This is a genomic window from Halorubrum rutilum, assembly GCF_042665015.1.
Classification (GTDB): Archaea; Halobacteriota; Halobacteria; order Halobacteriales; family Haloferacaceae; genus Halorubrum; species Halorubrum rutilum.
The window spans coordinates 237,090-248,762 of sequence record NZ_JBHTBL010000001.1 but is presented as its reverse complement, the minus strand read 5'-3'; the positions used below and the strand labels follow the sequence as shown (position 1 = coordinate 248,762).

Sequence of the window (11,673 nt, the reverse complement as noted above, 5' to 3'; positions counted from 1 at the left end):
ATCAGACGATCATCGTCGCGGTCGAGGCGATGCTCCCGAATCGTTCGGCGACCTCGCGGGCGACGGGGCCCTTGATCTCCGTGCCCCGCGGCTCCTCGAGGTCGTCGATGACGACGGCCGCGTTGTCCTCGAACTTCACTCGGGTCCCGCTCGGGCGGCGGATCGGCTTGCGCTGGCGGACGACGACCGCCTCCAGCACCTGCCGCCGCATCTCCGGGGTCCCCTTGGTGACCGAGACGGTCACCTTGTCGCCGATACCTGCCTTCGGGTGGCGGTTCTTCGTGCCGGAGTAGCCCGACACGGAGATCACCTTCAGCTCGCGGGCGCCGGTGTTGTCGGCGCACGCGATCAGCGAGCCCTTCGAGAGCCCCTGCGTGACGTCGGCCTTGAGGGCCTCCATCACCGATCACCCGACAGGTTCTCGACGACGACGTGGGACTTCGTCTTCGAGAGCGGTCGCGTCTCCGCGATCGTCACTTCGTCACCGACTTCGAGCGAGTCGAGCACGCCCGGCACGTGGGCCGGGATGCGCGAGCGACGCTTCATGTACCGGTCGTATTTCGGTACGAACACGTCGTACTCTCGCTCGACGATGACGGTCTTTTCCATATCCGTCGACACGACCGTTCCCTCCCGGGTCTGGCCGCGGACGGAGAGCTGCCCGTGGAACGGGCACTTCTCGTAGTCGTAATCCTCCGGGTTGTCTGGCTCCGGAGGCGTGGGTACGTCGATTCCTATCGCCATTGTGTGACACCTCGTTCGGTGCGTTCGGCGGGCCGATGCCGCAACCGATCGCCATCCACCGTCACGTAGACCGCGTCTTTGCACTCGCCGCGGTGGCTCGCCGGATCCGCGCCGTCACCGGTGACGACGCTTTCGGACCCGGACGGGCCAGACTGACGGGGGCGGACCCCCGTAGTATCCGACCCGAGTTGGGACGCGGACCCCGACGACTGCGCGCCGTCGGCGGCTTCATCTGTGCGAGCGGTCGGCGTCTCGACGACGCCGAACTCGAACGTCGCGCCCGACTTGGGCACGCGCTTGTCCCCCGACGGCGTCCGGACCACGAGGGTGCCGAACGTCTCGGACAGCACGCGGCCGGCGACGCCCGCGTGGGCGTCGCTGGCGGCGTCGGCCACCCGAACCGGGAGGCCGACGAGTTCGTGCCGGACGAGCGTGTCGGGGGATATCATCGTTATTCGTCCTCGAAGTCGCCTTCTTCCTGCTGGATCGTCTTGATCCGCGCGATCGTCTTCTTCAGCTCCTTCACGCGGCCCGGGCTCTCCGGCATGCCGCCGGCCGCGCGCTGCGCCTTGGAGTTGAGCAGCTCGGTCTCCAGCTCCTCGAGCTCGACCTGGCGCTCGGCCGCCGTCATGTCGCGGATCTCGTCGGTGTAGAGGATCGCCATTATTCGTCCTCCTCCTCGTCGTCCGCGGCTTCCATCTCGGCGACCAGGTCCGCCGCCTCCGATTCGATCTCCTCGTCGAGCTCGTCGACGTCGTCCGCCTCGGCGTCGCCGACCGGTTCCTCGGCGGCGACGTCGGTCGCCTCCGCGGCCGTGTCCTGCGTCTCCTCGACGACCTCTTCGACGACCTCCTCGTCGATGAGGTCGGTCGGGTCCTCGTCGGGCACCTCGACGTCGTCGTCGTCCGCGCCGACGTCGGGGACCTCCTCGGGCTCCTCTTCGAGGAGCGCCTCGACGCCCTCGTCGTCACCGGCGGCGGCGGCCTGCTCGACCTCCGGGACCTCGGCGTCCTCGCGGACCTCGAAGTCGTCCGGGAGCTGCGCGCCCGGCGGGATGATCTTCACGTTGACGCCGATCGTCCCGAGCTTCATCACCGCGACGCCCTGGCCGTGGTCGACGACCTCCTCCGCGGGCTCGCCGTTGTGCTTGATATAGCCGCGGTTGAACTTCTCGACGCGCGAGCGCGCGCCGGTGACCTTCCCGCTCAGGACGATCTCGGCGCCCAGCGCGCCGGCGTCCATGATCCGGTCGATCGTCGTGTGACCGGCCTTCCGGAAGTACCAGCCGCGTTCGAGGGCGTTCGCGAGACGGTCCGCGACGATCTGGGCGTTCAGGTCGGGCTCGTCGACCTCCTGAACGTCGATCTGCGGGTCGTCCATGTCGAAGCGGTCCTCCAGCTCGGTGGTGATCTTGCGGATGTTCTTCCCGCCCTTCCCGATCACCATGCCGGGCTTCTCGGCCTTCAGGACGATCTGCGTGCCCATCGGCGTCTTGGCGACGTCCATGCCGCCGTAGCCGGCTCGGCCGAGCTCGTCCGCGAAGAACTCGTTGATCTGTGAACGGCGCAGGCCGTCCTCGATGAATTGGTGTTCGTCAGCCATTAGTCGTCGGCCTCCGGGTCCTCGATGATGAGCTCGACATCGGCGAGGGTGGTGTTCCACTGCGTGGCGCCCGCGGCCCGCGGGTTCCGTCCGGGTCGCTCGCCGACCTTGTGCGGGGCGACGTGTTTGATGACCATCTCGTCGCCGTCGAACCCCTGTTCGGTCGCGTTGTTCTTGACGTTCTCTAAGAGCTTCAGGAAGTCCTTGGCGGCCTTCTCGGGGTACCGTCCCGCGTCCCAGCCGTCGATGTCGGAGCGGTGGCCCGCGCCGGCGTTGTGCTGGCGCATGGGCACCGACGTCTCCTCGTCGATGACCTCCTGGAGGAACTCCTCGGCGTCGGCGACGGTCTCGCCTTTGATCTCCCGGGAGATCTCCTTGCTGTCCTTCACGCTGATGGGCCGGTCGCGGAGCATCCCCTTGGCGGTGGTCTCCGGGTCGGCCTCGACGCTGTAGTTGATTCCCATTGTTACTTGAGGGGCACGAACTTCGAGGACCGGGTCGCGCCGATGCCGGCCTGACCGTGTTCGACGGTGCTTCGCGTGAGGTGGAACTCGCCCAGGTAGTGTCCGATCATCTGGGGCTCGACCTGCACGCGTTCGAAGCTGTGTCCGTTGTACACGGAGAAGGTGACGCCGACGAACTCCGGCAGCACCGGCATGTCGCGCAGGTGCGTCCGGATCGGGTCGTCCGCCGTCGTCTCCTTGTCGCGGCTCCGCACCGTCTCCAGCAGCTTCTGCTGTTCGGTGCCGAGGCCGCGAACGATGCTTCGCCGCTGGCGTGCGGGGAGCAGTTCCGCGACCTCTTCGACGTCCATCTCCTGCAGCTCGTCGAGCGAGTGACCGCGGTAGGCGAACTCCTTGCCCTCGCGGCCGGTTCGGTAGTTGGAACTCATTTGTTGCCACCTCGTCCGGTGCGCTTGGATGCGATGTCACCCACCTTCCGTCCCGGCGGGGCGTCCCGCGAGACGGACTTCGGCTGGCCGGGGTGTTGGCGACCGCCCCCGCCGAAGGGGTGGTCGACGGCGTTCATCGCGACGCCGCGCACGCGCGGGTATTTGGTCCCGCGCGCCTTCATCTTGTGGTGCTTGTTGCCGGCCTTGACGAAGGGCTTCTCCGTCCGGCCGCCGCCCGCGACCACGCCGATCGTGGCGCGGCACTGCGGGTCGAGCCGCTTCACTTCCCCGCTGGGGAGCTGGACGACCGCGACGTCGCGGTCGTGGGTGAGAAGCGTCGCGGACACGCCGGAGGCGCGCGCGAACTTCCCGCCGTCCCCGCGGTTGCTCTCGACGTTACAGACCGGGACGCCCTCGGGGATCTCGGCCAGCGGGAGCGTGTTCCCGGGCTTGATCTCCGCCGAGACGCCGACCTGGATCGTCTCGCCCACGCGCACGCCTTCCGGCGCGAGCACGAGCCGACGGTCGTCGTCCTCGAACTCGACCTCCGCGAGGGGGGCCGAGCGGGCGGGGTCGTGTTCGATCCCGACGATCTCGCCGGTGACCGTGTCCACGTCTTCGAGCTTCTTGTGCGACAGTTCCGCCTTGTAGCGGTGGGAGGGGGCCCGGAACGTCGGGCCGCCGCGTCCACGCCGCTGTCCTTGGATTCGTCGTCCCATCTCAGAACACCCCGATGCGCGAGGCGATTTCGGTCGCGTCGTCGTCCTCGGAGAGCGTGACGGTCGCCTTCTTCTTGCCCTTCGAGGTCACCTGCGTGTTCACGTCGGTGACGGTGACGTCGTAGCGGTCCTGGACCTCCTCGCGGACGTCGGGCTTCGTCGCGTCGACGTCGACGAGGAACAGCAGCTTGTTCTTGAAGTCCATCTCGTTCATCGCCTGCTCGGTGACGAGCGGGTGCTCGATGACGGAGTTCATCGGTCGGCCACCTCCTCGACGGCGCTCTCGGTCCACAGCGTGAGTCGCCCCGGGTGTCCGCCGGGCGCGAGGTCCTCCGCGTTGACCTCGCCCGCGGTCGCGACGTCGACGCCCGCGAGGTTGCGGGCGGCGCGGGACGGCTCCTCGCTGGTGACGACGAGGACGGACTTCGGCTGGCTGTACTTGCGGCCGCGGGCCTTGCCCTGTCCGGCGCGGACGGAGCGGCCCTCCTCGGCGCGCTCGATGTCGGCGTCGGCGCCGACGGCCTCCAGCACGCCCAGGGCGTCCTGGGTCTTCTGGAGGTCCTCGAACTCGTCGCTCACGACGAGCGGGAGCGCGAGGTCGTCGTCGAACGCGTGGCCGCGCTCGGCGACGAGCTCGGCGTCGGTCGTGGCCGCGACGGCCGACCGGATCGCGAACTGCCGCTCCTTGTCGTTCAGTTTCTTGCTCTGGTCCTTCTCGGCCTTCGGCGGGTGCGCGGCGCGGCCCGAGACGGCGCTCGGGACGCGGCGGGCGACGTTCTCGGAGCGCGGGATATGTGCGAGCCCGCGCCCGGAGCCGAACGACTCCGCGGGAGTCCGCAGCCCGGCGAACTCGTCGGCGCCGTAGGCCTGTTTCCGGTTGGCCTGTGCGGCGGAGACCGCCCGACCGATGAGGTCCGGTCGGAACGCGGTCTCGAAGATCGCCGGCAGCTCGATACTGCCCGCGTCCCCGCCGTCCAGGTCGTGTACTGTTGCGTTCATGTGTTATCCCTGGTTGGATGCGGTGGATACGTACCGGACCTCGGGGTCGAGGCGCGGCTGGTCGTTCGGCCGGATGGCCGGGCGGAACCGAAGCAGGCGCTGGTCCGGACCGGGCAGCGAGCCCTTGATGAGCGCGTACTCGCCGTCGACCTCGCCGTAGTTGACGAAGCCGCCGTCGACGGAGGCGTCGTCGCCCTCGCCGAAGTCGATGAGGCGCTTGTTGAGCTCGGTGCGCTGGTGGTAGCCGGTCTGCCCCTGCTGGGGGACGGTGGAGCGCACGCGGGAGGGGTTCCACGGACCGAGGTTGCCGATCCGGCGCCGCCATCCCTGGCGGGCGTGTTTGCCCTTCCGCTTCTGGACGCCCCAGCGCTTGACGGGACCCTGGGTCCCCTTCCCCTTCGTGATGCCCGAGACGTCGGTGTACTGACCGGCGCGGAAGACGTCGCCGAACTCGTGGGCGCCGCCCTCCCCGACCAGGTCGAGCCCGAAGTCGACGCGCTCCTTGAGGGAGCCGCCGCCGACTCGGGTCTCCATGACGTCGGGCTTCTTCTTGGGTACGTTCGCGAGCTCCGAGGGGACGGTGTGGGTGATGACGCGGACGTCGTCGACGACGTCGTCGTCGAGCAACGCGCGCAGCTCCTCGGCGTCCTCCTCGAAGGTGTCTTCCGCCGGGAGGTCGAGGGCGCGGTCGAGCTCCTCGTGGAACTCGGTCGCCCAGACCTCTTCGACCGGCTTCTTTCCGTACGCCGTCTGTTCGTAGGCACGCAGGGCCACCGCGTACATCGGCGGCGTCTCGACGACGGTGACGGGAACGGACTCTTCCATCCCCTCACGCGGCGAGTTGGCCTCGTCGTTGACCATCACGACGTGCGTCATTCCGGCCTTGTAGCCGGCGAACCCCTGCAGCGCGGGGGCTCCGTCGTCGTCTGGCCACGAGCGAATGCGCGGGACCTCTCGGTCTGCGCGGGTGCGCGGGCCGTAGCCCAGCGAGCCTTTTCGTGGTCGGCTTGGTTGTGGCATGTGTTTACTCCGTGAGTGTGAGCGAGCCGAGAGTCACGAACAGAGCCTCCTCCGTTCGGACGACCTCGCTCGCCTGTGCCGGGATCGTATTCAGCCAGAGGTCGAACCCCGGATCGGGTTCGACCGGACGGCCGTCGGCGACGGCCGCCCGAATGTCGTCGGGCGAGAGCCCGAGCATCTCCGGAAGCCCCCGCTCGGGCGCGCCGAAGGCGACGGCGTAGCCGCCGGCCTCCCGCGCGTCCGAGACGATGCCGCCGAGCCGCGAGACGGAGAGTTCCTCCCCGTGTCGCGACGTCGCGACGGCCAGTCCGTCGCCGGCGAGCGCTTCCGACAGGTCCGCGGCCACGACCTGGAAGCCGTCCTCCGGCTTCCCGGTGATGCGGGCGCGGACCGGTTCTCTCGAAGAGACCCTGATGGTGACGCGCTCCCCCCGCTCGACCTCCGTTCCGGAGGGGACGAGCAGGGAGATCGGGTGTTCCCGCAGCGGGGAATTGACCCGGACGCGGCCTTCAGGTCCGACCTCGGTCACGAGTCCCTGTGTTTTCGACTCTCCCCCGTTCGGGGTCGAGCCGGTCCGCCACGGCACGCGGAGCGGCGGGAGCACGCCGGCGTACCGGAGCTCGTCGCGCTCCCCCCAGAGGTCCTTGCGGAGCCCCGGAGGGGTCGCGGCGTACCCCAGCACGGTCCGAACGTACTCGCCGCCCCGTCGCCGCTCGCCTTCCCGGTCCGGGAAGACGACCAGTCGATCCGCCCGGAACACCGCCGCCGCGCGGGCGACGTAGCCGAGTTTGCGAGTCGCCTCGCGATCGTCCTCGGCCTCCCGGACGACCGAAGACGGGACGCAGATCGTGAGTCCGTCTTCGGTACGCATCGTGGCGAGACTGTACCCCTCGATTTCGGACGGCACCGTAAAAGGATAGCGGTCCGGATTTCGGACTGTGGCGCGTTCACACGGGGTCTGGCGGGCGATTCGGGCGACGATCGAGGGAGTCCGTCGCACGGTCCGAGTGCGACCGCCGCGGTTCAGTCCGGGACAATCCGCGCGACCGGCGCGTCCGCGTCGTCGACAGCGACGTAGAGGTGACCCGTGGCCGGCTCGACCGCGAGCGCCCGGACGCGCCAGCCGCGGTCGGCGAGCAGCGGGTCGCGCTCGGTGACGTCGGCGCCGGCGGCGCCCGCCCCCTCGACCGCGAACCGACCCAGGTACTGCGCGGCGAGCGTGCCGGCGAACAGGTCGCCGCGCCACTCGGGAAAGGCGTCGCCGTCGTAGAAGACGGCGCCGCTCGGCGGGAACCCGCCGGAGCCGCACGGCCAGTAGTGGACGGGCGCGACGGCGTCGTCCCGCTCGTCGTGGCCGGGCGCGACGGGGTCGTCGGTCCCGTACCGACACGCCTCGCTGGCTATCGGCCAGCCGTAGTTGCCGCCGCGCTCGACGACGTTGATCTCGTCGCCGTCCTCCTCGCCGTGCTCGCACTGCCAGACCGCCCCCGTCTCGGGCCGTACCGCCATCGCCTGCGGGTTCCGGTGACCGTAGCTGTACACCGCGTCCGCCGCGTCCGGCTCGCCGACGAACGGGTTGTCGGGGTGGGCGTCGCCGTCGGGGGTCAGCCGGAGCGTCGCGCCGAGCTCGTTCGACCGGTCCTGCGAGACGTGGTCCGGCCCGAAGTCGGTGTCCCGCCGGTCGCCGACCGTGACGAACAGCGCGCCGTCGGGGCCGAACGTCGCCCGCGAGCCGAAGTGGAGGTCCGTGTCGCGGAACGGCTCGGCGACGCGGACCGCCTCGAACGCCGACAGCGTCGGGGCGTCGCCGCCGTCGAGCGAGAGCCGGCCGGCGCCGACGTGGGTCGTCGCGCCGTCCGCGTCGCCGCCGGCGGGCGAGTCCTCGGCGCGCGCCGAGTACGTGAGGTACACGCGCGCGTCGTCCGGGTAATCGGGGTGGACCGCGACGTCGAGCAGGCCGCCCTGTCCGGCCGCGAACGCCTCGGGCGCGCCAGCGACCGCCTCGACGCTCCCGTCCGCGGGGTCGACGAGCGACAGTCGGCCGGGCCGTTCGGTGACCAGCAGGCGGCCGTCGCCCGGGAGGAACGCGAGGCCCCACGGGCTTTCGAACCCCTCGGCGACGGTCTCGACCGCGTAGTCGACGTCGGCGCCGTCGTCGGGCGTGGGGTCGGAGCCGTCGCCGGATCCATCGGTACCGTCCGCGCCGGTGCCCTCGCCGTCGCCGAGACAGCCGGCGACCGCGGGGAGCGCGGCGGCGCCCGTGACCCCGACGGCGGCGCGGAGGGCGGTGCGTCTGTCGATGCGGTCGGAGGTGTCGGTCATCGTTCGGGTGCGTCTGGGACCGCGGCACCGATGACCCTTCCGCCGACCCTCGTTCGGAACCCTTATATCTCCGACTCGGACTATGTGCAGACGCGAAGCACGCACCGGTAGTGTAGTGGTATCACGCAACCTTGCCATGGTTGCAACCCGAGTTCAAATCTCGGCCGGTGCATTTTGCGAACGGAGTGAGCAAAATCACCGAGAGGGATTTGAACTCAGAAAGACGCAGCCCGCGCAGCGAGCGGAGCGAGCGAGCAGGACCGTCTTTCCCTAGTTCAAATCTCGGCCGGTGGATCTTCTCGCTGCGCTCGAAGATCCACCGGCCTGACTCCCCGCTCGCGCTGCTCGCGGGGAGTCTCGGCCGGTGCCGTTCTTAATCACACGAGGCGAGTTCTGGAGGGTCTCGTAACGGTCGCGACCCCCGACTGACGGATCGGGTTTCTCTCACGGCACCGCACAGCGACCGCACCTCACGCCTCCCCAGCCTCGTCGCTGGCACCCTCCGCTTCGCTCCGGGAGCCAGCGACTCCCTCGCACGCGCCGTTCGCGCCAGCCGGGCGCTCACGGGCGCGCGCCACGGCATAGGTTTTCGTCGGGGCATCGTTCGCCGACCGGTAGTTTCAATCGGCGATCCGTCGAACCCGTGCGTGTGACCGTTCCAACGAAGACGCTCCCGAGCGGCGCCGAGCTGCCGGCGCTCGGACTGGGCACGTACGACCTCGACGACGACGAGACGGCGGCGAGCGTGCGCGCGGCGCTCGACGCCGGCTACGCGCACGTCGACACGGCCGAGGGGTATCACAACGAGGAAGCGATCGGCGAGGTCCTCGCCGAGTACGACCGCGACGACGTCTTCCTCACCTCGAAGGTGCTCGCGAAGAACCTCAACTACGAGTCGGTGATCGAGTCGTGCGAGGCGTCGCTCGACCGGCTCGGGGTCGACTACCTCGACTTATACCTCATCCACTGGCCGAACCCGGCCATCTCGCTGCGCGAGACGCTCCGGGCGATGGCCGAGCTGCGCGACCGCGGGCTCGTCCGCGACGTCGGCGTCTCGAACTTCAGCGCGTACCAACTGAGCTGCGCGCACCACGTCTCGGACGTCCCGATCGCGGTGAACCAGATCGAGTTCCACCCGTGGTTCCAGCGCCCGGACCTCGTCGACTACTGCCGCGAGACCGACACCGCGATCGAGGCGGCCGCGCCGCTCGCGCGGACGGACGTGTTCGGCGACGAGGTCGTCGCCGAGCTGGCGGAGAAGTACGATAAACACCCCGCACAGGTCGTGATCCGGTGGGCGATCGACCGGGGCGTCGTCCCGCTCCCGCGGTCGTCGACGCCGGACCACGTCCGGGCCAACGCCGACCTCGACTGGGCGCTCGACGACGCCGACCGGCGGCGCCTCGACGAGCGCGACCGCGACGCGCCGGTGTACGACACTCCGGCCCGCGACTGGACGAGCGACGTGTACGGCATCGAGCGGTAGGGACTCGTGACCGGCGGTCGTCGCTCGCCCTCCTCACGCCGCGTCGTCGCCGAGCGCGACCGGCCGCCCGGTGTCGGCCGACTCGTAGATCCCGTCGAGCGCGCGCATGTCCGTGAGCGCGTGCTCGCCGTCCGGGTGGAACGGCTCGTCCGCCAGCAGCTGGTGGCCGAAGTACGCGAACTCCTCCTCGATCTGGTGGACCTGGTCGAAGTCGAGGTCGACGCGGGTCCCGTCGCGGACGACCGCGAACCCGCGGTCCTCGCGCTCGTAGAACGCCGGGTCGAGGACGAGCCTGGCCTCGGTGCCGGTGACCTCCAGCCGGCTCGCGTGCTGGGCGTTCTGGCTCACCGTGCACAGCGCGTCCACGCCGTCGGGGAACTCCAGCCGGAACGTCGCGTGCTCGTCGACGCCGGCGAACGCCTCGTGCTCCGAGCGGGTCCGCCCCGACACGCGCTCCGGGTCCTCGCCGAGCGCGAACCGCGCGGTGTTGATCGGGTAGACCCCGAGGTCCATGGCCGCGCAGCCGCCGGACAGCGCCGGGTCGAGCCGCCACTGGTCGGCGTCGCCGTCGAGCTCGCCGAGCATCGTCTGCGACATCGCCGCGTGGACGCCGACCACGTCGCCGGCGACGCCCGCGTCGAGGAGGTCGCGCAGCCGCCGGACGGCGGGGTCGGTCTGCATCCGGTAGCCGACCATCAGGGGGACGCCGGCGTCCTCGCACGCGGCCACGAGCCTGCGGGCGCGGTCGAGGGTCGCTTCGAGCGGCTTCTCGCAGAGGACCGCCTTCCCCTGCGCCGCGGCGGCCCGGACGTACTCCAGGTGGGTCGCGTTGGGCGTCGCGACGTACACGGCGTCGTACGCGTCCGCGACGGCGCCCGCCCGGAACTCGTCGGGCGTGACGCCGGTCACGTCGCGCTCGGCGGCGACGGCCTCGACGGCGTCCTCGTCGACGTCGGTGACGACCGTCGCCTCGGTGTACGCCGACCGCGAGATGCCCGGCAGCGCCCAGTCGCGGGCGAACCAGCCGGCGCCGACGACCGCGACTCGGACGGGGTCGGTGACGGCGGTCGGGTCGAGCGTCTCCCAGTCCCGGCGCGTGAACTCGTCGAGGTACTCCGCGAAGGCGGCTTCCATGCCGGACCGTCGGCGCGGGGGCCTCAAATAACCTCGACACGGCGGCCGCCGACCGCGGCGGCGACGCCCTCACCACGGCCCGTCGTAGTTCACCCGCGGCCGGTCGACGTCGACGCCGAGTTCGCGGAGCGCCGCGGTCGCGTTCTGAACGGGCGAGGGCGCCGGGCGGTCGAGCGCGTCTGCCGTCGCCTCGGCGAACCGGACGGTCCAGTCCCCGCCGACGACGACCGTCGCGCGGCGCGGGATGTCCGAATGCCCCTCCCACGAGTCGGCGAGCAGGTCGTACGACTCCGCGACGCCGCCGTGGAAGTCCGAGACGACCGGGAAGGGGAGGTCGAACCGGTCGGCGTACGCGAACCCCGCGTACAGCGAGTCGCCCGTGAGCGCGACGACGGCGAGGTCGTCGCGGTCGTGCCAGCCCGCGTCCCGCACCGCGGCGAACTCGGCCGTGCAGGTCGGGACGAAGTCCGCGGGGGCGAAACAGAGCGCGACCGCATCGTGCGCCTCAACGAGCCGGAACAGCGCCAGCTCGTCGGCGCGCTCGCCCGTGACCGCGGGCGCGGCGAAGTCCGGGGCCGTGTCGCCGACGTCGATCATGCGGGTGTCACGGGGATCGGTGCGCGCGCCCGGAGTAAATAGCCACGCCCCGGCCGTGCGGGAACGAACGGAGCGGGCCCCATGCCGCTCGATAGTGGGCGCGTTGACGGGTGCTACCGTCCCTCTCGACGGGAGTTATACGCGTGGGACGCGGAGTA

Annotated in this window: 16 protein-coding genes and 1 tRNA gene; 2 read left to right on the top strand and 15 right to left on the bottom strand. The window is 70.5% G+C overall.

What is annotated here, in order from left to right:
• Position 1 precedes the first annotated feature (1 nt).
• From ACFQMF_RS01310 to ACFQMF_RS01250, 13 genes are all read right to left on the bottom strand, one after another.
• A complete protein-coding gene (locus ACFQMF_RS01310) occupies positions 2-400 on the bottom strand; it encodes a 50S ribosomal protein L14 (RefSeq protein ID WP_256407311.1) in 399 nt (132 codons plus the stop codon).
• Positions 400-744, bottom strand: coding sequence for a 30S ribosomal protein S17 (locus tag ACFQMF_RS01305; RefSeq protein ID WP_256407310.1), 345 nt, complete (start codon positions 742-744; stop codon positions 400-402). The genes ACFQMF_RS01310 and ACFQMF_RS01305 overlap by 1 nt, the downstream gene beginning before the upstream one ends.
• The gene (locus ACFQMF_RS01300) at positions 735-1,193 is read right to left on the bottom strand and encodes a ribonuclease P protein component 1 (RefSeq protein WP_256407309.1); all 459 of its coding nucleotides are present in this window, start codon (positions 1,191-1,193) and stop codon (positions 735-737) included. Before ACFQMF_RS01300 ends, ACFQMF_RS01305 begins: the two co-directional genes overlap by 10 nt.
• A 2-nt stretch (positions 1,194-1,195) precedes the next feature.
• The gene (gene rpmC / locus ACFQMF_RS01295) at positions 1,196-1,408 is read right to left on the bottom strand and encodes a 50S ribosomal protein L29 (protein ID WP_156586269.1); all 213 of its coding nucleotides are present in this window, start codon (positions 1,406-1,408) and stop codon (positions 1,196-1,198) included.
• Positions 1,408-2,346, bottom strand: coding sequence for a 30S ribosomal protein S3 (locus ACFQMF_RS01290; protein WP_256407308.1), 939 nt, complete (start codon positions 2,344-2,346; stop codon positions 1,408-1,410). The genes rpmC and ACFQMF_RS01290 overlap by 1 nt, the downstream gene beginning before the upstream one ends.
• Positions 2,346-2,810, bottom strand: a complete 465-nt coding sequence (locus ACFQMF_RS01285) for a 50S ribosomal protein L22 (protein WP_256407307.1) — start codon at positions 2,808-2,810, stop codon at positions 2,346-2,348. The genes ACFQMF_RS01290 and ACFQMF_RS01285 overlap by 1 nt, the downstream gene beginning before the upstream one ends.
• Before the next feature lie 2 nt (positions 2,811-2,812).
• Entirely contained in the window at positions 2,813-3,238 is a 426-nt protein-coding gene (locus tag ACFQMF_RS01280; protein WP_256407306.1) for a 30S ribosomal protein S19, read from the bottom strand.
• Complete coding sequence (locus ACFQMF_RS01275; protein WP_049930183.1) at positions 3,235-3,957, bottom strand: 50S ribosomal protein L2; 723 nt, start codon at positions 3,955-3,957, stop codon at positions 3,235-3,237. The genes ACFQMF_RS01280 and ACFQMF_RS01275 overlap by 4 nt, the downstream gene beginning before the upstream one ends.
• Before the next feature lies 1 nt (position 3,958).
• Positions 3,959-4,213 (bottom strand): 50S ribosomal protein L23, encoded by a 255-nt coding sequence (locus tag ACFQMF_RS01270; protein WP_256407305.1) that lies wholly within the window; start codon positions 4,211-4,213, stop codon positions 3,959-3,961.
• A complete protein-coding gene (gene rpl4p / locus ACFQMF_RS01265; RefSeq protein WP_256407304.1) occupies positions 4,210-4,956 on the bottom strand; it encodes a 50S ribosomal protein L4 in 747 nt (248 codons plus the stop codon). Before rpl4p ends, ACFQMF_RS01270 begins: the two co-directional genes overlap by 4 nt.
• Positions 4,957-4,959: 3 nt before the next feature.
• Complete coding sequence (locus tag ACFQMF_RS01260; RefSeq protein WP_256407303.1) at positions 4,960-5,976, bottom strand: 50S ribosomal protein L3; 1,017 nt, start codon at positions 5,974-5,976, stop codon at positions 4,960-4,962.
• Positions 5,977-5,980: 4 nt separating this feature from the next.
• Positions 5,981-6,847 carry an RNA methyltransferase gene (locus tag ACFQMF_RS01255; protein WP_256407302.1) on the bottom strand — a complete coding sequence of 289 codons (867 nt, stop codon included), beginning with the start codon at positions 6,845-6,847 and terminating at the stop codon, positions 5,981-5,983.
• A gap of 152 nt (positions 6,848-6,999) precedes the next feature.
• Positions 7,000-8,298: a PQQ-dependent sugar dehydrogenase gene (locus ACFQMF_RS01250; RefSeq protein ID WP_256407301.1), complete on the bottom strand. Its 1,299-nt coding sequence runs from the start codon at positions 8,296-8,298 to the stop codon at positions 7,000-7,002.
• A 101-nt stretch (positions 8,299-8,399) separates the two neighbouring features.
• Here ACFQMF_RS01250 and ACFQMF_RS01245 point away from each other — a divergent pair.
• Together ACFQMF_RS01245 and ACFQMF_RS01240 are read left to right on the top strand one after the other, a co-directional pair.
• Positions 8,400-8,470 (top strand) — tRNA-Gly (locus tag ACFQMF_RS01245).
• Positions 8,471-8,947: 477 nt separating this feature from the next.
• Positions 8,948-9,784 carry an aldo/keto reductase gene (locus ACFQMF_RS01240; protein ID WP_256407300.1) on the top strand — a complete coding sequence of 279 codons (837 nt, stop codon included), beginning with the start codon at positions 8,948-8,950 and terminating at the stop codon, positions 9,782-9,784.
• Between the two features lie 33 nt (positions 9,785-9,817).
• Here the strand turns inward: ACFQMF_RS01240 and gfo6 are convergent, their stop codons facing one another.
• Positions 9,818-10,918: a D-xylose 1-dehydrogenase Gfo6 gene (gfo6, locus tag ACFQMF_RS01235; protein ID WP_256407299.1), complete on the bottom strand. Its 1,101-nt coding sequence runs from the start codon at positions 10,916-10,918 to the stop codon at positions 9,818-9,820.
• A 69-nt stretch (positions 10,919-10,987) separates the two neighbouring features.
• The gene (locus ACFQMF_RS01230; RefSeq protein WP_256407298.1) at positions 10,988-11,515 is read right to left on the bottom strand and encodes a redoxin domain-containing protein; all 528 of its coding nucleotides are present in this window, start codon (positions 11,513-11,515) and stop codon (positions 10,988-10,990) included.
• Positions 11,516-11,673 lie beyond the last annotated feature (158 nt).